Source organism: Alphaproteobacteria bacterium (assembly GCA_041396705.1).
Taxonomy (GTDB): domain Bacteria; phylum Pseudomonadota; class Alphaproteobacteria; order CALKHQ01; family CALKHQ01; genus CALKHQ01.
Map to the genome: position 1 here is coordinate 221,233 of JAWKYB010000004.1, position 19,230 is coordinate 240,462.

Below are 19,230 nucleotides of genomic sequence, written 5' to 3' on the forward strand. Positions count from 1 at the left end.
CACTGCGCGCCGCAAGGATTTTGCCGAGCCATGAGCTACCGCATTGCCGTCGACACCGGCGGAACCTTCACCGACATGGTGCTTCTCGACCCCGACGGCCGGTTTCATGTCGGCAAGGCGCTGACCACGCCGGAGCGGATCTCGGAGGGCATGTTCGCGGCGCTGGACGTCGTTGCCGGCGCCGTCGGTCGCGCGCCCGCCGACGTGCTTGCCGAGACCGAAATCCTGATCTACGGCACCACGCGGGCGACCAATGCGATCGTCACCCGCCAGACCGCGCGCTGCGCCTTCCTGACCACCGCCGGCTTCCGCGACATGCTGGTGTTCAAGGAGGGCGGCAAGCACGGGCCGCACGACTACAGCTACGACTATCCGCAGCCCTACATCCCGCGCCGCCATACCTTCGAGATCGACGAGCGCATCGGCAGCGCCGGCGAGGTGGTGCGGCCGCTGAACAGGGACCAGCTGCGCGCCGTGCTGACGACGCTGAGGGAACGGAAGTTCGAGGCGGTCGCGGTGTCGCTGCTGTGGTCGATCGCCAACAGCGCGCACGAGGAGGCGATCGGCCGCCTGATCGAGGAGATGCTGCCGGGCGTGCCCTACACGCTGTCGCACCGGCTGGCGCCGATCCTGCGCGAATACCGCCGCGCCTCCGCGACCGCCATCGACGCGTCGCTGAAGCCGCTGATGCAGGCCCACCTGACCCGGATGAAGACCGACCTGCAGCAGGCCGGGTTCGCCGGCGACCTGCTGATCTCCACCTCGGTCGGCGGCTGCCAGGAGGTGGAGTCGCTGGTCGAGCGGCCGATCAACACGCTGAAATCCGGGCCGGCGATGGCGCCGGTCGCCGGGCGGGCCTACAGCGCGGCCGAGCGCATGGGCGGCGATGCCATCGTCTGCGACACCGGCGGGACCACCTTCGACGTCGGGCTGGTCCGCGACGGCCAGCTGGTCTATTCGCGCGACAGCTGGCTCGGGCCGCGCTGGCTCGGCGACATCATCGGCGCATCCACCGTCGACGTGCGCTCGATCGGCGCCGGCGGCGGCTCGATCGCCTGGATCGACCCCGGCGGCCTGCTCAGAGTGGGACCGCGCTCCGCCGGCTCGGTGCCGGGACCGGCCTGCTACGGCCGCGGCGGCGACCAGCCCACCGTGACCGACGCGGCCCTGGTGCTGGGCTATGTCGACCCGGCCTTCTTCAACGGCGGGCGCATCGCGCTCGACCCGGCCGCGGCGCAGCGGGTGGTGGGCAGGCTGGCGGACAGCCTGGGCAAAGGCGTCGACGAGACCGCCTTCGCCATCATGGTCATCGCCAACGAGCTGATGATCAAGGCGATCGGCGAGATCACCGTCAACGACGGCCTCAACCCGCGCGAAAGCGTGATCGTCGCCGGTGGCGGGGCCGCCGGATTCAACATCATGCCGATCGCACGCGAACTGGGCTGCGCCACGGTGATCCTGCCGCGGACCGCGTCGGCGCTGTCGGCCTGCGGCATGCACTATTCCTCGATCGTGTTCGAGGCGACCCGCAGCCGTTTCGTCGACAGCAACGCGTTCGACACCGCGGGCGTGAATGCAGCGCTCGACGAGATCGAGGCCGAGCTGAGGGCGTTCCGCGACGGCCTGGCCATCTCGGCGCACGCCGCGGTCGCGATCGAGTTCTTCGTCGAGGCTCGCTATCGCGCCCAGGTCTGGGAGCTGGACACGGCGCTGCCGAAGCCGCGTTTCGACGGTGCCGGCGACGTCGCCGCGCTGGTCGAGGCGTTCCACCAGACCCACGACCGCGTCTATGCGGTGCGCGACGAGGGCAGCCCGGTCGAGTGCGTCAACTGGAAGGGACGGATCGCGATCCGGCCGTTCGAGCCGCCGGCCGCACCGGAGCCCAGCGACGCCCGTCACCGGCCGGAGCCGGAGGCCGCGCGCGCCTGCTATTTCGGCGACGGCACACGGATCGACACGCCGATCTTCCGCGGCGAGGCGCTGCGGGCCGGCGCCGCCATCGCCGGCCCGGCGATCATCGAGGAGCCGACGACCACCATCGTCGTCTACCCCGGCATGGCGGCGACCCTGAGCGCCGCCGGCAACTACATCCTGGACTGCAGGTAACGGGAGGCCGAGATGGCACAGACCGAGACCGCGCTCGACCCGGTGCTGATGTCGGTGATGGCGAACCGGCTCGACGGCATCGTGCGCGAAATGACCAACACCCTGCTGCGCTCCGCCCGCTCCGCGGTGATCTCGTCGGCGCGCGATTTCTCCTGCTGCCTGGTCACCGGCGACGACAAGCTGCTGGCCTCGGCCGAGGGCCTGCCGGTGCACATCTTCGGCTGCCACATCCAGACCGCCAACGTGCGCCGCTATCACGGCGACGACATCCGCCGCGGCGACGCCTATCTCGACAACGACCCCTATGGCGGCAACACCCACCCGGCCGACCACACCTTCATGGTGCCGGTGTTCTTCGAGGGCGAGCACCTGTTCACTGCGGTCTCGAAGTGCCACATGGCCGACATCGGCAACTCGATCCCGTCGAGCTATTTCGTGCGCGCCCGCGACGTCTACGAGGAAGGTGCGCTGGTCTTCCCCGGCGTGCGCATCCAGCGCGACTTCAAGAACGTCGAGGACATCATGCGGATGTGTCGCGCGCGCATCCGGGTGCCCGACCAGTGGTACGGCGACTATCTGGCCGGCCTCGGCTCGGCCCGCATCGCCGAGCGCCGGCTGGAGGCGTTCTGCGCGAAATACGGCCGCGATACGGTCAAGGCGTTCATGGCCGAGTGGCTGAATTATTCCGAGCGGCGGATGATCGACAACATCCGCCGGCTGCCGAAGGCCAGTCTGGTCAACAAGGGTCGCTCGGACCCGCTGGAAGGCGTGCTGCCCGACGGGCTCGAGCTGACCGTCAAGATCGACATCGACCCGGACGATGCGCGCATCCACATCGACCTGTCCGACAACCCGCCGTCGGTCGATGCCGGGCTCAACACCTCGCTGGGCGCCGCGACCTCGGCCGTCGTCGGCGCGGTGTTCAACGCGCTCGACAAGGACCTGCCGCGCAACGAGGGCGCCTTCCGCCGGCTCGGCTTCACCTATGCCGAGGACAGCGTGGTGGCGGCGCCGAAATTCCCGCACTCCTGCTCGGTGGCGACCACCAACGTCGCCGAGCGGCTGGTCAACATCACCCAGTCGGCCTTCGCCCAGCTCGGCGACGGCATGGGACTGTCGGAGGGCGGTGCCGGGCTGGGCGCCGGCATGGCGGTGATCTCCGGCCACGACCCGCGCCGCGGCGGGCAGGCCTATGTCAACCGGCTGATGCTGTCGACCAACGGCGGCCCGGCCAGCCCGCAGGCCGACGGCTGGGTCAATTACGCCATCCCGGTGATCGCCGGCCTGATGTACCGGGATTCGGTCGAGGTCGACGAACTGAAGCATCCGATCCGGGTGGAATCGCTCAGCCTGGTCGCCGATTCCGCCGGCGCCGGCCGTCGCCGCGGCGCGCCGGCACAGCAGATCGAATACGGCCCGACCGACGGTGAAATGACCTCGATCATCTCCTGCGACGGCCAGCACGCGGCGCCGCGCGGGGTGGCAGGGGGCCTTGCCGGCACCGCCGGCGAGACCTGGCTGATCGAGGACGGCGCCCAGCCGAGCCGGCTGCCGAATGTGGCGCGCGTCAGCCTGCAGCCCGGCCAACGCATCCGCGGCCGCGATTCAGCCGGCGGCGGCTACGGCGACCCGCTCGACCGCGAGCCCGAGCGCGTGCTGGTCGATGTGCTGGAGGGCTGGGAGAGTCGCGACAAGGCATTCGGGATCTATGGCGTCGTGCTGCACGGCGCCATCGAGGACGAGTCGCTGGCGGTCGACGCGGCGGCGACCGCCGTCCGGCGGGCCGCGCTGCGCGCCGCGCGCGCCGGCTGAGCGGCCGTCGGCCCGGTCAGGTCGAGATCATCTTCTTCTCGATGCCGACGCCGGCGGCGACGGCGCGGGCGTATTCCAGCGGAATCGTCGCCGAATCCTGCAACGCGATGCCGGTCGAATCGAACACGGTGATCTGGTCGTCCGCGGTGCGGCCGGGCTTCTTGCCGGCAACGACCTCGCCGATCTCGCCGGCGATGTCCGCCTCGGCGATCAGGCCGTCGCGCAGCGGCACGTTGATCTCGCCGTCGGTGCGGCACTGGCGGATGTCGTCGACGAAGATGCGGGCCCGCTGCAGGATCGCCGGCTCCAGCTCCTGGTCGCCGGCCTTGTCGGCGCCGACCGCGGCGATGTGGGTGCCGGGCGCGATCCAGGCGTCCTTGACGATCGGCCCGCGCGCCGGCGTCACCGTGACCACGACGTCGGCGCCGCTGACCACCTCTTCCAGGTCGGTCGACCCGCGGATCGTGAAGCGGTCGTAGTTCGGCTGCTGGCTGGCGACGAAGTGGTCGAGCGTCGCCTGGCTGCGGCTCCAGACCCGCACCTCCTCCCACTTGAAGGCGGCGTCGCAGGTGGCCAGCGGGCCCTCGGCCATGTGGCCGGCGCCGACGATGGCCAGCCGCTTGCTGTCGGGCCGCGCCAGCCACTTCGCCGAAACCGCGGCGGCCGAGCCGGTACGCATCACGGTGTGGTGGCTGCCGTCGACGATGGCCAGCGGGAAGCCGGTCTCCGGGTGGGTGTAGATCAGGATCGAGAACACCGTCGGCAGCCCGAAGCGCTCGCGGTTGCGCTCGCGGATCGACACCCACTTGCAGGCCGCGGCCTCCGGCTCCTCGATGTAGGACGGCATCGCCTCCCACTCGCCGGGGTATTTATCGAGCACGATGTGACCCTTCGGTTCCATGTAGAACCGGCCTTCCCCGTGCATGCGATAGGCCTGCTCGACACAGCCGTTGTACTCGGCCGGCGTCAGCAGGCCGGTCATGTCGGCGCGGCTGAGGATCAGTGTCTTGCGATTCGCCCAGTTTTCCATCCGATTTCCCTTTCAGGCGGCTGGGGTCCGCCGGACTGCCCCGGCGAGCCGCTGCCGAAACGCTGGAACATGCCGGTGAACCGCTTGGCCTCCGGCGGCCGGTAGGTGAAATGCCGGCTGGTCGCCTTGCCCAGGTCGACCAGCGCCTCGGCCAGCTTCACCGCGCACACCACGCCGTCGAGCACCGGAATGCCCAGCTCCCGCTCCAGGTCGGCGGCGAAGCTGGCGAAGCCGGCGCAGCCGAGCAGGATCGCCTCGGCGGTGTCCTCCTCCATCGCGCGGCGCGCCTCGTCGCGCAGCGCCTGCAGCGCGCCGTCGGGGTCGCGCTCGATGTCGAGCACGTAGTAGGGCGTGGTCCGCACCGAGACGCATTTGTGGGCGAAGCCGTAGCCGGCGACCATCTCCTCGATCATCGTGCGGATGCGCGGAATCACGGTGACGACCGAGAAGCGCGCCGCCAGCATCGAGGCGGTGTAGAGCGAGGCCTCGCCGATGCCCAGCACCGGCTTCGCCGTCGCCTCGCGCGCGCCCTGCAGGCCGGGGTCGCCGTAGCAGGCGATGACGAAGGCGTCGCAGCCGTCGCGGTCGCCCTTCAGCACCTCGTCGATGGTGCCCGGCGCGGCCATGTACTCGTCGTAGTAGGATTCGATGCTCTCCGGCCCGAACTCGGGGTTGGTGCAGACGATCTCGGTGCCCTCGCGCGCCACCGAGCGGCCGGCCTCGCCGATCGACCGGGTCATCGCCTCGGTGGTGTTGGGATTGATGATCTTGATCTTCATCACGCGTCTCCCGCCGGATCGTTGTGGCTGCGCAGGGCCCGGGTGGCGGCCTCGTCCAGTTCCGGCCCATCTGCGATGGCGACGCCGTAGTCGGTGCGCGCCCGGTCCCGCGACAGATAGCCATCGCGGACGTCTTCCAGGACCTGGGCCGGGTCGCGGCGGAACGGGTCGCCATAGCCGCCGCCGCACGGCCCGGTCATCACGATGCGGTCGCCGGCGGCCATCGCCCGGTTCGGCAGCTTCGACGGCAGCTGCGCGTCGCCGTGGACCGCCGAGCTGACGCTCAGCGCCGACGTCCGCCCGTCGCTGCCGCCGTCAAGGCCCCATGGCGCATAGACGTGACCCTCGCCCTCGACCGAGACGCCGCCGGCCTCGAGGAACTCGAACTCGCGGATCGAGCCGATCCCGCCGCGCCACCGGCCCGGCGGGCAGGCGTCGTCGCGCAACTCGTAGCGGTTCACCCGCAGCGGCAGGTGGGATTCGATGTCCTCGATCGGGTTGTTGCGGGTGTTGGCATAGAGCGTGTCGACCGCATCCATGCCGTCCTTGCCGAAGCGCCCGCCGTAGCAGCCCTCGTGGATCTCCATGTGCACCCAGTGGCCGGTGTCGTGGATGCCGGAGAACGCCACCACATGCAGGTTGCCGACGCCGGCGCTGACCTGCCGCGGCACCACCTGGCTCAGCGCCTTCATCAGGGTGTCGGCAGCCTGGTTGCCGGCGCAGAAGCGCGCGATGGTCGGCGCGGGGAAGGCCGGGTTCACCAGGCTGCGCTCCGGCGCGACGATGCGGATGGGCCGGGTCAGCCCGGAATTCTGCGGGATCGGGCCGTGGACTGCCGTGTCGAGCAGGATCGAGCGCACGGTCAGCCAGACCGCGCAGTCGGTGGTGCCCTTCAGCGGCATGTTGATCGGCCGGTCGTCGACCTGCGGCGCGGTGCCGGTGAAGTCGACCGTCAGGTCGCTACCGTCGACGATGGCAGTGACCTGGATGGGCAGGTCGCGCCGGCGCGGGTCGTCGCTGTCCTCGTAGCCGTCGATGTAGGTGCGCGCGCTGTAGCGGCCGTCCGGCAGAGCGGCGATCGCCTCGCGCATCAGCCGCTCGGAATAGTCCATCAGGTCCTCGTAGGCGGCCTCGACCGTGGACAGGCCGTACTGGTCGATCAGCGCAACGAACCGCTCCGCCCCGATCCGTGCCGCGGCGATCTGGGCCTCCATGTCGCCCAGCACCAGGTCGGACGCCCGGATGTTGTCGCGCAGCATCTGCCACAGCGCCTCGTTGCGCTCGCCGTGCCGGTACAGCTTCAGCGCCTTGATCTGCAGACCCTCGGCATAGGCGTCCATCGCATCGACGATGCCGCAGCTGCCCGGGCTCAGCGCCCCGATGTCCAGGTGATGCGCCGTCGTGACCGAGAAGCCGACCAGCCGGCCGTCGCCGACGAACACCGGCACCAGGAACGCCACGTCGGGCCCGTGCGAGGCACCGTGATAGGCCGAGTTGTGGATGACGATGTCGCCCGGCGCCACGGCATCGCCGCGCTGGGCCAACAGCTGCAGCACGCCCTCGACATAGCCGGGGATCGGGCCGGATTGCAGCGGCGTGCTCTGCGGCGTCTCGCACAGCTGGCGGCCGCGCGCGTCAGTCAGCGCCGCGCCGAAATCCTCCGACTCGCGGATGATCGAGGAATAGGACATCCGCATCAGCTTGTGTCCCATCTCGACCGCGATGTTCTCCAGCGCGCCCTGGATCACGCTGGCGGTGACCGGATCGATCCGGTTGCGACCCTGTTGCGCGGTCGCCGGATGCGATGTCATGGCTGTCGGTCCTTTCGCAGCGTCATGGTGCCGTCCTCGTCGGCGGTAACGGTCCAGCCCGGCGGCACCACGGTCGTCGTGTCGGTCTGCAGGATGATCGCCGGCCCGGCCAGCGCGACCCCGGTCGGCAGCGCCGCCCGGTCGTAGTAGCCGGTCTCGAAGCCCTGCAGCGCGCCGTCGACGCGGAACATGCAGCGGGCCTGACGCAGCCTGGCGCGCGCGAGCGCGCTGGTCACCGCCGCCGGCCGCCGCGTCAGCTTGGGCATGGCGCCGCTGCCGACCACCCGGATGTTCACGATCTCGATCGGGCTGTCGCGGAAGGCATGGCCGTATTCCGCCCGGTGACGGGTGTGGAAGGCTTCGAAGACGGCTTCGACCGCTGCCGCGTCGAGCGGACCGGGCGGGAAGGCGATGCGCAGCTCGTAGCCCTGGCCGACATAACGCAGCTCGCCGGAGCGCGACAGCGCGATCGCCTCCGGGCCGATCCCGTCGGCGGCGAACTGCGCTGCCAGCCCGGCGGTCAGCTCGTCGAAATCGCGCCCCAGCCGCGCCGTGTCGATGGCGCCCTCGGCCATGAATTCCGTCTTGATCGCGTCGTACTTCAGGTCGGTGGTCAACAACCCCGCCGCCGAGGTGATGCCGGGGTGGGCCGGGATCACGACCTCGGGGATGCCGAGCAGTTCGGCGACCTCGGCACCGTGCAGCGGGCCGGCGCCGCCGAAGGCGACCAGAGCGAAGTCGCGCGGGTCGAGCCCCTTCTGCACCGTGCGCGAGCGGATCGCGTTGGCCATGTTGGCGTTGAGGATGGTCAGCGTGCCGGCGGCGCATTCGAATGGCGACAGGCCGAGCGCGTCGGCGAGTTCGGCGATCACCCGCTCCGCGGCGGCGGCGTCGAGCGCCATGGCACCGCCGAGGAAGTGGTCGGGATCGAGCCGGCCCAGCACGAGATTGGCATCGGTCACCGTCGGCCGGGTCCCGCCCTTGCCGTAGCAGGCCGGCCCCGGCGTCGAACCCGCGCTGTGCGGTCCGACCCGGAACGCACCGCCGCGATCGACATGGGCGATGCTGCCGCCGCCGGCGCCGATGGTCTCGATGTCGATCATCGGGACCAGCACGGGAAAGCCGCCGATGGCAGTGTCGCGGGCGGCGGCCTCGGTGATCCTGCCCTCCCGGACGATGCCGATGTCGGCGCTGGTGCCGCCGACGTCGAACGTGATCAGTCGCCGCCGGTCGCCGGCCGACCAGGCGCCGCCGTGGACGCCGGCCGCCGGGCCCGACAGCAGGGTCAGCACCGGGTTCTGCGTCACCATCGACGGCGTCAGCGCGCCGCCGTGCGAGCCCATGATGTGCAGCGTGGCATCGAGGCCGGCCCGACGCAGCCCGTCGGACAGGTTGGCGACGTAGCGCCGCACCTTCGGTCCGATGAACGCGTTCATCGCCGCGGTGGTGAAGCGCTCGAACTCGCGGAACTGCGGCGCCACGCCGGCGGAGTGGACCACGAAGGCGTCCGGGCACTCCTCCTCGACGATGGCCCTGGCCCTGAGCTCGTGGGCCGGGTCGATGTAGGAGAACAGGAAACAGACGGCGATCGCCTCGACGCCGTCGGCGCGAAGCCTGCGCGCGGCCTGGCGTACGCCATCCTCGTCCAGCGGATGCAGGACGCGGCCGTCCGGCGGGGCGATACGCCCGTCGACCACCAGCCGGTGGCGGCGCCGGACCAGCGGCTGCGCCTGCCAGGGGATGTCCTGCATGATCGAATAGTTCTGCGGGCGCTGGTGGCGTCCGATATGCAGGATGTCGCGATAACCGCGGTTGGTGACCATGCCGGTGCGGGCGCCGTCGTGCTCGAGCACCGCGTTGGTGGCGATCGTGGTGCCGTGGAACACGGCCCCCACCGCGGCCGGCGCGATGCCGACCCGTTCGCACAATGCGACGATCGCGCCGATGGCGCCGACCGAGGGGTCTTCGGTCGTCGTCGGGACCTTGTGGATGGCTGTCTGCCCGCTGCCGGTGTCGGTGTAGATCAGGTCGGTGAACGTGCCGCCAACGTCGACGCCGATCAGATGCACGTCCTCACTCCCCCAAAGCTGCAGTCGCGACCGGCTTCGCCGGTGCGAAGCGCGTGCCAGGCCTACCCGTGCAGCAGGTGGACCTGATCGGCGCTCCAGGAGGCCGTCACCGCGTCGCCGATGCCGACCGGCGACCCGAAATACCGGTCGTCCGGGACATAGGAGACGAACTCGTCGTCGCCGGGCACGGACAGCGTCACCTTGACGTAGGTCCCCTGGTATTCCACCGCGCGCACGGTGCCCTGCAGGCAGTTCGGCCCCGGCTGGCCGCCGTCGCCCTTGGCCAGCGTGGTGTGGTCGCGGCGCACGGAGATCTGCATCGGATCGCCTTCCGCGGCGCGGCCGTCGCCGATGTCGAACTCGTAGGTCTGGCCCTGCGCGCCGCGCAGGGTGACGCGCGCGCCCGCGCGCGCCTCGACCACGCCCTGCAAGACGTTCTGGCCGCCCATGAAGCGCGCGACATAGGCGTTGTTCGGCCGCGCATAGACATCGACCGCCGACGACGTCTGCGCGACATGGCCGTGGTCCATAACCACGACCTGGTCGGCCACGGCGATCGCCTCGAGCTGGGTGTGGGTGACGTGGATGAAGGTGATGCCGAGCTCGCGCTGCATCTGCCGCAGCTCGCCGCGCATCTGCAGCCGCAGGAACTCGTCCAGCGCCGACAGCGGCTCGTCGAGCAGCAGGACGCGGGGATTGGTGATCACCGCCCGGGCCAGCGCCACGCGCTGCTGCTGCCCGCCGGAAAGCTGCGCCGGCATGCGGCCGGCCAGCTTGTCGAGCTGCACCCGCTGCAGGGTCTCGAACGCCTTGGCCCGGCGCTCGGCCTTGCCGATCCCCTGCATCTTCAGCCGGAAGGCGACGTTGTCCAGCACCGACAGGTGCGGGAACAGCGCGTAGCTCTGGAACATCATCGCCGTGCCGCGCTCGACCGGCGCCTTGCCGACCACCGGCTGGCCGCCGATCGTCACCTCGCCGCTGGTCGGGCTCTCGTGGCCGGCGATCATGCGCAGGATCGTCGTCTTGCCGCAGCCGCTCGGGCCGAGCAGGCAGCAATAGGAGCCGCCCTCGATCGTCAGGTCGACATTGTCGACCGCGGTCAGCGCACCAAACTGCTTGGTGACGCCTTTGAGCTGTACTTCGCCTGGCTTGGTCATCGCGTCAGATCAGTTCCCTTGCCGCCGCCGGTGCCGGATATAGGCGATCGATCCCAGCGCGAGCGCGATCGCGCAGAACGAGATCGCAGTGGTTACCGTGCCGAGGGCATAGAGCGCCGGCGACGTGACATTGGTCGTCATCGTGTAGATCTCGAGCGGCAGCGTGTTGCGCGAACCGACGGTGACCCAGCTGCGCGGGAACTCGTCGTAGGACAGCGTGAAGCCGAACAGCGCAACCGCGATGATGCCCGGCAGCACGATCGGTATGACCACCTGGGTCAGACGCTGCCAGCGGTTCGCACCCAGGTCGTAGGCCGCCTCCTCATAGGCCGGGTTCAGCCGGCTCAGCACCGCGAACATGATCAGCAGCCCGAACGGCAGCGTCCAGCTCAGGTGGGCGCCGAGGCCGGACGAGAACCAGCGCGTCGGCAGGCCGAGGAACTGGAAGGTGATCAGGATGCCGATGCTGAGCACCAGCCCGGGCATGATCAGGCTGGCGAGGGCGGTGTAGAACAGCGCGGTCGAACCGAAGAACCGGCGCCGGAACGCCAGCCCGGCCGCGACCGAGACCACCACGGTGACGATCATGACGACGAAGGCCAGCGGCAGGGTGCGCGAGAAGGCCCCGCCGACGTCGCCGGTCCGCGCCTGGCCGAACAGCGCCTCGAACCAGTGGAAGCCGGGGTCCTTCAGCGGAAAGACCAGGCCGCCGTTCGGGCCCTGGAACGACAGGATGAAGATCGAGATCATCGGGCCGTAGAGGAACAGCACGAACAGCGCGAACACCGTCGCCAGAACGTAGAAGGTCCAAGGCCGCTTGCCGTATTTGTGTTGCATCGGCGCCTACCCCGTCAGTTCCTTGCGCACGTCGACGAACCGCAAAATGCCGCCGGCGATCAGCACCACGATGATCAGCAGGATGATCGAGTTGGCAGCAGCGCGCGGGTAATTCTGGATGCCGAGGTCGTTGAAGACGCCGTAGGACACCGATCCCGACAGGCCGCCGCTCATCACCGCGACGACGAAGAAATCGCTCATCACCAGCGTAACGACGAACACGGCGCCCAGCGCGATGCCCGTCTTGCACAAGGGCACGATGACGTTCCAGATCACGCCCCAGCGGCTGGCGCCGGCGTCGATCGCCGCCTCGATCAGCGCCTTGTCGATGCGCGCCATCGAATTGAAGATCGGAACGATCATGAACAGCGTGAACAGGTGCACGTAGGCGATGACCACGGTGAAGTCGGAGAACAGCAGCCACAGCACCGGCTGGTCGACCACGCCCATGTCCATCAGCGCGGTGTTGACCAGGCCCTCGCGGCCCAGCAACGGCTTCCAGGAGATCATGCGGATGATGTTCGAGGTCCAGAACGGCACCGTGCAGACCAGGAACAGGCCGATGGCGACCAGGATCGACCGGATGTGAAAGACCAGGAAATAGGCGATCCAGAAGCCGATGAAGAGCGTGATGAGCAGAACGATGACGGTGAACTTGAGCGTCGACAGGTAGAGCTGCAGGTTCACCGAGCTGCTCAGCACGTCGATGTAATTGTCGAACGTGAAATCGGGCACGCTGCCCGAGAACAGGACGAAGCGGTAGACGCTGACCACCAGCACCAGCAGCATCGGAATCACCAGGAACACGAACAGGACCAGCGCCAGCGGCGAGACCTGCAGGAGCGTTCGGAACTTCTGGTTCATGGGTCGGTGGTCCGGAAGGCGCAGGGCGCGGTCGGGACGGCCGGGCCTTGCCGGGGACGGCTTACCGCCATCCCCGGCGCCCGGCTACGACTGCGCAGCGGAAGGATCAGGCCGCGTTGAACTCGTTCCACTTCGAGAACAGGAACTCGGCCTCGTCCATCAGATTGTTCCAGACCGCGACCTGGCTGAACCGCTGCTCGTACGAGCCGCCGTCGCGCACGTCGCCGGCCTGGTTGGTGACCTCGCCGGTCGGGCTGGTGATGACGTCCGTCGCCGGCTGCCCGCCGTAGAAGAAGCCCCACTCGTTGTCGGTGAGGAAGTTCTTCGCCGTCTCGGGCACCGAGATATAGTAGCCCTGCTTGGCGATGAAGCCGCCGGTCCAGCCCGACAGGTACCAGTTCAGATACTCGTAGGCCGCGTCGAGCTTGATGCCTTCCAGGTGCGACATCAGGGCCAGGCCGTTGCCCCAGCCGCGCAGGCCTTCCTTCAGGCTGACATACTCGACGTCGATGCCCTGGGTGGCGACGGCGGTGACCGCCGGCGACCACATCGACTGGATCACCACTTCGCCCGCCGCCATCAGGTTGACGGACTCGTCGAAGGTATTCCACAGCGCGCGCCAGTGGCCCGCCCGCTTCAGCTCGATCAGCTTGTCGATGGTGGCCGCGAGTTCGTCGCGGGTCGGGTTGCCCTTGTCGCCATAGGTGATCAGTCCGGACGCCTCCATTGCCATGATCGCGTCCATGATCCCGATCGTCGGGATGTTCTGGATCGCGGCCTTGCCGGCGAATTCCGGATTGAACAGTTCGGCCCAGCTCTCCACCGGACGGCCGATCAGGTCGGGGCGGATGCCCAGCGTATCGGCGTTGTAGACGCCCGGCATGAACGTCGCCCACTGCGTCGGCCCGTCATGGAACGTGGTGCCGTCTACGGCGTCGCGATACATCAGCTCGAACGGCGAATCGCCCTCGCGGCTGACTTCGGCACCGGCGAACTGGCCCTGGGTGTAGATCGGCGTGATCTTGTCCCACAGGGCGATCCGGCTGCTGTCCACCGCCTGGGTGACGCCCTGCGGCACATAGATCTTGGTCTGCCAGATCTCGCTGTCGGCGATGTCGATCGATTCCGGCTCGTTGCTCATCCGGTTGAGCAGGCCGGCATGATCGGTGACCGACATCTCGACGGTGAAGCCGAGGTCTTCGGTGGCCTGGCGTGCGATGTCGATCAGCACCGAATAGGACATCCCGGTGTGCACCAGGGTGACGTCCTTGATGTTCTGCGCCCAGATCGTCGGCGCGCCGATGACGCCGGAACCGACGGCCGCACCTGATGCCGCGGCCGCGCCCTTCAGCAGCTTGCGGCGGCTGACGCCGGTCGCGGACACGGATTTCTGCTTCGCACTGGTCATGATGCGCTCCCCCTGCATCGCCCGCGCATATGAACGCATTCACGCGCGACGGGCACTGATAACCGACCCACGGCGACAGTCTTGCATGGGCTCAACTGCATGGCAATCGCGACGCAAACGCGCGATCGGTGTCGGCGCCGGCGGTCCCGGCGCCGCGTCGCCGACCAACCGAAACAATCGTGGACAAGCGGGTCGGCGCGATGGACCCTTGGCGGCGCTTGGAACGCATCGGCTGGACCGTCGGCAGGGGCGCGGCCAGCCCGGCACGGGGGATGACATGGGCACAGTGTTGGTTCGCAACGGCAGGATCATCACGGCGGTCGACGACTATGCGGCCGACATCCTGATCCAGGATGGCCGGATCCATACGATCGGCCGCGAGATCGCGGTCGGCGGCGATGTCGAGGTGCACGATGCGGCGGGGCTCTATGTCTTCCCCGGCGGCGTCGACGTGCACACGCATCTGGACTGGGAGTTCGGCCCGTCGCGCACGGTCGACACCTTCGAGACCGGCACGAAGGCCGCGGCCTTCGGCGGAACCACCACGGTCATCGATTTCTGCAACCAGAACCGCGGCGAAAGCCCGCTGGTCGGGCTGGAAGACTGGTACGGACGCGCCGCCAGCGCCTGCGTCGACGTCGCCGCGCACATGATCATGCTCGACGTCAACGACCAGTCGCTGGCCGACATGAAGACGCTGATCCACAGCGAGGGCGTCACCACGTTCAAGCTGTTCATGGCCTATCCCGGCGTGCTGATGCTGGACGACGGCGCACTGTTCAAGGCGATGCGGGTGGCCGGCGACAACGGCGCCATGATCTGCGTCCACGCCGAGAATGGCGGGGTCATCCAGGTCCTGGTGGAAGAGGCCGTGGCGGCCGGCCTGCGCTCGCCGAAGTACCACAGCATCACGCGGCCGACGATCATGGAGGGCGAGGCGACCCACCGCGCGATCCGCATCGCCGAGCTGGCGGAAACGCCGCTGTACATCGTCCATCTGTCGGCTGCGGAGGCGCTGTCCGCGGTCACCGAGGCGCGCGACCGCGGTATTCCGGTGCATGCCGAGACCTGCCCGCACTACCTGTTCCTGACCGACGCGGAGTACGACCGGCCCGAATTCGAGGGCGCGAAATACGTGATGACGCCGCCGCTGCGCACCCACCATCACCAGGACGCGCTGTGGCGGGGCCTGCGGACCGACGACCTGCAGGTCATCTCCACCGACCATTGCCCGTTCTGCTTCGCCGAGCAGCCCTATGGCATGAAATTCTCCAAGATGCAGGGGCGCGACGACTTCAGCCGCATCCCCAACGGCGCGCCGGGGCTGGAGACGCGGCTGCCGCTGGTCTTCGACGGCGGGGTGCTCAACAAGGGCATGTCGCTGAACCGGTTCGTCGAGCTGACGTCGACGACGCCGGCGAAGCTGTTCGGCATGTTCCCGCGCAAGGGCACGATCGCCGTCGGCAGCGACGCCGACATCGTCCTGTTCGACCCGGCCGAACGCTGGACCATCACCGCGGCCAGCCATCACAGCCGCATCGACTATTCGCTGTTCGAGGGCCGACCGGTCACCGGGCGGGTCAAGAAGGTGTTCTCGCGCGGCCGGCTGGTGGTCGACGGCGACCGCTGGCTCGGCAAGGCCGGCGGCGGCGCCATCCTGAAGCGCAGCCACAGCGGCGCGGTCTGAGCGGCCGCGCCGGCGCGGTCACATCGCCTTGTCCAGGTAAAGCACGGCGTCCAGCAGGGCCTGGGCGCCGACGGTGGCATGCTGCGGCTCGATCGCTTCGGACTCGGCGTGGCTGACGCCGTCGCGACAGGGAATGAACAGCATGCCGGCCGGGCCGCACAACGCGGCGAACTGGGCATCGTGCATCGCGCCTGAGGTCATGCGGTGCACGGCGATGCCCTGGGCGCGAACCGCGTCTTCGCAAGCGGCGAGAACGCGGGCGTCGAAGCGCGTGGCGGCGACGTTCATCAGTGTCTCGATGCGCGCGCGGCACGGAGCGGCCTCCGTCGCCACCGCCTCTGCGATCCGCGCCACGATCCGGTCGAGTGCGGCGTCGTCCGGATGGCGCAGGTCTATGGTGAACTGTGCCGTGCCGGGAATCGTGTTGATCGAGCCGGGCCCGAACGCGATGCGCCCGATCGTGAATCGTACCCGTGCATCGCCGTCGGCCATGGCCGCGGCGCGCGCGGCCACTGCCGCGCGGATCGCCGCATCGCCGGCATCCTGGCGCAGCGCTTCCGGCGTCGTGCCGGCATGGCCGGGGCGGCCGTCGAGGACCACGCGGCGCCAGCGCGCGCCCTGGATGCCATCGACCACGGCCAGCGGCAGACCGAGCGATTCGAGCACCGGGCCCTGCTCGATGTGCAACTCGAGGTAGGCGGCGACCGGGCCGCCCAGGGCGCGGCGCGGCAGCGGGCCATAGGCCGCGTCCGCCTCGGCCAGCGCCTCGGCCACGGTGACGCCCGCCGCGTCCGTGACGGCCAGCATCGCCGCCAGATCGACCACGCCGGCATAGGTCTGCGAGCCCATGGTGCTCGGGATGAAGCGCGCGCCTTCCTCGTTGGTCCAGGCGACCGCTTCGATCGGGTGGCGGTGGGACGCCCACGCGTCCTCGAGGCTCTCGAGAACCTCCAGGGCGGCCATCACGCCCAGCGTGCCGTCGAAACGCCCGCCCTTGGGCTGGCTGTCGAGATGGCTGCCGCACAGGATCGGCGGCAGCTCCGGCCGCGTGCCGGCGCGGCGGACGAACAGGTTGCCGATGGCGTCGGCAGTGCAGTCGAAACCGCGTTCGCGCGCAACCCCGACGACATAGCCGCGCGCCGCGATCTCGTCCGGGCCGAGTGCCTGGCGGTCGAGCCCGCCGGCAGCGGTGGCGCCGTAGCGGGCGATCTCGGTGAGCCGCGCGTGCAGGCGGGAGCCGTCGATGGCGAGGGTGCGGGTCATCGGCCGTCGGCATGCGTCGCCGGGCGTGGCCGGCAGCGCCCGGCCGGCACGCCGGTCATCGTTGGCCGCCTGAAAGATATGCCAACCTCGCCGGCCCCCCCCCACGCCTGAACCCGTTGTGCGCATGCCAGGGAAGCACGCAGGGTGCGGGTCGTCAACGCAACGCCGCCGGCCGCGTGCGCCCCGGCGGCCCGCCCGGCGGCGGCCGGCAATTCGCCGCTGCAACAGCGTTTGGAGATGGCAGCGAAGGATGGCAACGTGCAGCGATCGCGAGGTCCGCTGCACGCGCAGCGCAAGGGGAGGTGTAATGTGAGCGCTTTGGATACACGGGAACTGGATCGGCTGCTGCAGGCCGCCTTCGAGGCCGCTTCGGCGCTGTACAAGGAACGGGGCTTCCAGCGCCGCATCGGCTTCGGCCGGCGGCCGGCGCTGGTCAGCGTCGACCTGGCCAACGCCTGGACCCGGCCCGGCAACCCGTTCACCTGCGACCAGGAGAAGATGGACGCCGAGATCATTCCCGGCATGCAGCGCCTGCTGGCGGCGTGCCGCGCCAACGGCCATCCGGTCATCCATGTCACCACCGCCTACGAGATCACCGACCGCAACGCCGCCTTCACCGACATGGGGCTGTGGCACTGCAAGATCCCGGTCGAGGCGGTCAACCTGGCCGACCGCGAGCTTTGGGCGATCGACAGCCGGATCGCACCGGTCGACGGCGAATACACCCTGCTGAAGAAGCGGGCGAGCGCGTTCCACGGCACCGAGCTGGCCGGCATCCTGCGCGCCAACGGCGTCGACACCATCCTGGTCACCGGCGTGACCGCCTGCGCCTGCGTGCGCCAGACCATCTGCGACGGCCTGGCAGACGGCTTCCGCACCATCGGCGTGCGCGAATGCATCGGCGACCGCGTGCCCGGCGCCGTTGCCTGGAACCTGTTCGACATCGACGCCAAGTTCGCCGACGTCCATTCGGTCGACGAGTGCGTCGCCTATCTGGAGACGGTGAACGCCCGCAGCGCCGCCGCCGAGTAACGCAAGACCCGCCGCACCTGGGTCGCAGCTTCGCGCCACAGGGCCGGCCCGCGGCCCGGCGCCCGATCACGAACGAACAGAGGGATGGAACGACCGATGCCGGACCGCAATGCCGCAGCTTTCACGCCGTTCAAGCTCGGCGCATATGAACTGAAGAACCGCCTGTTGATGGCGCCGCTGACCCGCCAGTCGGCGGAGGACGACGGCACGCCGACCGACGAGATGGCCGCCTACTATGCCCGGCGCGCCCGCGGCGGCGTCGGCCTGATCATCACCGAGGGCACCTATCAGAACGACGAGCTCGGCTGTAAGGCCTATCTCAACCAGCCGGGCATCCTGACCGACGCGCATGTCGCCGGCTGGCGCAAGACGGTCGACGCCGTGCATGCGCTGGGCGTGCCGATCATCCTGCAGCTGATGCACGGCGGGCGCGTGTCCGATCCGCGCTGCCTGTTCGCCGGCGAGCAGCCGGTCAGCGCCAGCGCCACCCAGAGCCCGGGCTTCGTGCTCTACACCGACAGCGATGCCGAGCTGCACGACCGCGGCATGACCGGCGCCTGGCCGAAGGTGACCTTCCCGCCCGCGCGCGCGCTGACCGAGGCCGAGGTCGGGCAGATCGCCGACGGTTTCGCGGCCGGTGCCGCGCGGGCCATGCAGGCCGGCTTCGACGGGGTCGAGATCCACGGCGCCAACGGCTATCTGCTCTACCAGTTCATCGACCCCGGCCAGAACCATCGCACCGACGCCTATGGCGGCTCGCCGGAGAACAACGTGCGCGCCGCCAAGCTGGCCTGCGCCAGGGTGCGCGACGCCATCGGCCCCGACAAGATCCTGACGCTGCGCCTGTCGCAGGACGGCGTCGACGCCTTCGCCGGCGCCTGGCCGGGCGGCGTCGCCTATGCCCGCGCCGTCGGCGCCGCGCTGGCCGACGCGCCGGTCGACGCCCTGCATTGGTCCAGCTTCGACTGGAAGGACAACCGCGATCCGGGCTCCGACACCCCGATGCCGCAGGCGATCCGCGAGGCGAGCGGCCTGCCGATGATCGTCAACGGCGGCATCGCCGAGGCCGCGCATGTCGAGGACGTGATCGCATCGGGCGCCGGCGAGCTCTGCGCGGTCGGCCGCCCGCTGTTCGCGCACCCGGACTGGCCGTACATCATCCGTGCCGGCGTGCCCTACGACTGGACGCCGTTCGACCGCAAATACGTGATCAAGCCGGCCTACGACTACGGCTGCGGCTATCCGCTCGACCTGCGCGTGCCGACCTGGGACCCCGATTTCAGCAAGCGCCGGCCGCGATAGCCGCCAACCGCACGCAGCATCGCGCCACCGTCGGACAGGCAGTCCGACAGGGCCCGGAAAGGTCACCAACCCA

The 19,230-nt window shown here is 69.5% G+C and carries 14 protein-coding genes; 5 read left to right on the top strand and 9 right to left on the bottom strand.

The annotated features are described in order from the left end of the window. Positions 1 to 30: 30 nt before the first annotated feature. A complete protein-coding gene (locus tag R3F55_07155) occupies positions 31 to 2,106 on the top strand; it encodes a hydantoinase/oxoprolinase family protein (GenBank protein ID MEZ5667197.1) in 2,076 nt (691 codons plus the stop codon). Between the two features lie 12 nt (positions 2,107 to 2,118). Further along, positions 2,119 to 3,918 (top strand): hydantoinase B/oxoprolinase family protein, encoded by a 1,800-nt coding sequence (locus R3F55_07160; protein MEZ5667198.1) that lies wholly within the window; start codon positions 2,119 to 2,121, stop codon positions 3,916 to 3,918. 16 nt (positions 3,919 to 3,934) lie between these two features. Here the strand turns inward: R3F55_07160 and R3F55_07165 are convergent, their stop codons facing one another. The 8 genes from R3F55_07165 to R3F55_07200 form a co-directional block, all read right to left on the bottom strand. Beyond that, complete coding sequence (locus R3F55_07165) at positions 3,935 to 4,948, bottom strand: ornithine cyclodeaminase family protein (GenBank protein ID MEZ5667199.1); 1,014 nt, start codon at positions 4,946 to 4,948, stop codon at positions 3,935 to 3,937. Continuing rightward, entirely contained in the window at positions 4,918 to 5,727 is an 810-nt protein-coding gene (locus tag R3F55_07170) for an aspartate/glutamate racemase family protein (protein ID MEZ5667200.1), read from the bottom strand. Before R3F55_07170 ends, R3F55_07165 begins: the two co-directional genes overlap by 31 nt. After that, positions 5,727 to 7,538, bottom strand: a complete 1,812-nt coding sequence (locus R3F55_07175) for a hydantoinase B/oxoprolinase family protein (protein MEZ5667201.1) — start codon at positions 7,536 to 7,538, stop codon at positions 5,727 to 5,729. The genes R3F55_07170 and R3F55_07175 overlap by 1 nt, the downstream gene beginning before the upstream one ends. Beyond that, complete coding sequence (locus R3F55_07180) at positions 7,535 to 9,607, bottom strand: hydantoinase/oxoprolinase family protein (protein MEZ5667202.1); 2,073 nt, start codon at positions 9,605 to 9,607, stop codon at positions 7,535 to 7,537. The genes R3F55_07175 and R3F55_07180 overlap by 4 nt, the downstream gene beginning before the upstream one ends. Positions 9,608 to 9,669: 62 nt before the next feature. Continuing rightward, positions 9,670 to 10,764 (bottom strand): ABC transporter ATP-binding protein, encoded by a 1,095-nt coding sequence (locus R3F55_07185; GenBank protein ID MEZ5667203.1) that lies wholly within the window; start codon positions 10,762 to 10,764, stop codon positions 9,670 to 9,672. A 9-nt stretch (positions 10,765 to 10,773) separates the two neighbouring features. Then, the gene (locus R3F55_07190) at positions 10,774 to 11,601 is read right to left on the bottom strand and encodes an ABC transporter permease (GenBank protein MEZ5667204.1); all 828 of its coding nucleotides are present in this window, start codon (positions 11,599 to 11,601) and stop codon (positions 10,774 to 10,776) included. Between the two features lie 6 nt (positions 11,602 to 11,607). Beyond that, positions 11,608 to 12,465, bottom strand: coding sequence for an ABC transporter permease (locus tag R3F55_07195; GenBank protein ID MEZ5667205.1), 858 nt, complete (start codon positions 12,463 to 12,465; stop codon positions 11,608 to 11,610). A gap of 106 nt (positions 12,466 to 12,571) precedes the next feature. After that, positions 12,572 to 13,873, bottom strand: coding sequence for an extracellular solute-binding protein (locus tag R3F55_07200; protein MEZ5667206.1), 1,302 nt, complete (start codon positions 13,871 to 13,873; stop codon positions 12,572 to 12,574). A gap of 277 nt (positions 13,874 to 14,150) precedes the next feature. On the opposite strand from R3F55_07200, the gene hydA reads away from it, so the two are divergent. Continuing rightward, complete coding sequence (gene hydA, locus R3F55_07205; GenBank protein MEZ5667207.1) at positions 14,151 to 15,560, top strand: dihydropyrimidinase; 1,410 nt, start codon at positions 14,151 to 14,153, stop codon at positions 15,558 to 15,560. An 18-nt stretch (positions 15,561 to 15,578) separates the two neighbouring features. Here hydA and R3F55_07210 read toward each other — a convergent pair whose 3' ends face one another. Next, a complete protein-coding gene (locus R3F55_07210; GenBank protein ID MEZ5667208.1) occupies positions 15,579 to 16,823 on the bottom strand; it encodes a M20 family metallo-hydrolase in 1,245 nt (414 codons plus the stop codon). Positions 16,824 to 17,132: 309 nt separating this feature from the next. Here R3F55_07210 and R3F55_07215 point away from each other — a divergent pair, with 309 nt between their 5' ends. After that, the gene (locus R3F55_07215) at positions 17,133 to 17,855 is read left to right on the top strand and encodes an isochorismatase family protein (GenBank protein MEZ5667209.1); all 723 of its coding nucleotides are present in this window, start codon (positions 17,133 to 17,135) and stop codon (positions 17,853 to 17,855) included. Between the two features lie 84 nt (positions 17,856 to 17,939). After that, a complete protein-coding gene (locus tag R3F55_07220) occupies positions 17,940 to 19,157 on the top strand; it encodes an NADH:flavin oxidoreductase (GenBank protein MEZ5667210.1) in 1,218 nt (405 codons plus the stop codon). Positions 19,158 to 19,230: the final 73 nt, after the last annotated feature.

What these genes read in the sequence shown, in the direction of transcription:
- R3F55_07155 (MEZ5667197.1), top strand. Translation starts at nt 31, where the DNA reads ATGAGCTACCGCATTGCCGTCGACACCGGCGGAACCTTCACCGACATG.
- R3F55_07160 (MEZ5667198.1), top strand. Translation starts at nt 2,119, where the DNA reads ATGGCACAGACCGAGACCGCGCTCGACCCGGTGCTGATGTCGGTGATG.
- R3F55_07165 (MEZ5667199.1), bottom strand. Translation starts at nt 4,948, where the DNA reads ATGGAAAACTGGGCGAATCGCAAGACACTGATCCTCAGCCGCGCCGAC.
- R3F55_07170 (MEZ5667200.1), bottom strand. Translation starts at nt 5,727, where the DNA reads ATGAAGATCAAGATCATCAATCCCAACACCACCGAGGCGATGACCCGG.
- R3F55_07175 (MEZ5667201.1), bottom strand. Translation starts at nt 7,538, where the DNA reads ATGACATCGCATCCGGCGACCGCGCAACAGGGTCGCAACCGGATCGAT.
- R3F55_07185 (MEZ5667203.1), bottom strand. Translation starts at nt 10,764, where the DNA reads ATGACCAAGCCAGGCGAAGTACAGCTCAAAGGCGTCACCAAGCAGTTT.
- R3F55_07190 (MEZ5667204.1), bottom strand. Translation starts at nt 11,601, where the DNA reads ATGCAACACAAATACGGCAAGCGGCCTTGGACCTTCTACGTTCTGGCG.
- R3F55_07195 (MEZ5667205.1), bottom strand. Translation starts at nt 12,465, where the DNA reads ATGAACCAGAAGTTCCGAACGCTCCTGCAGGTCTCGCCGCTGGCGCTG.
- R3F55_07200 (MEZ5667206.1), bottom strand. Translation starts at nt 13,873, where the DNA reads ATGACCAGTGCGAAGCAGAAATCCGTGTCCGCGACCGGCGTCAGCCGC.
- hydA (MEZ5667207.1), top strand. Translation starts at nt 14,151, where the DNA reads ATGGGCACAGTGTTGGTTCGCAACGGCAGGATCATCACGGCGGTCGAC.
- R3F55_07210 (MEZ5667208.1), bottom strand. Translation starts at nt 16,823, where the DNA reads ATGACCCGCACCCTCGCCATCGACGGCTCCCGCCTGCACGCGCGGCTC.
- R3F55_07220 (MEZ5667210.1), top strand. Translation starts at nt 17,940, where the DNA reads ATGGAACGACCGATGCCGGACCGCAATGCCGCAGCTTTCACGCCGTTC.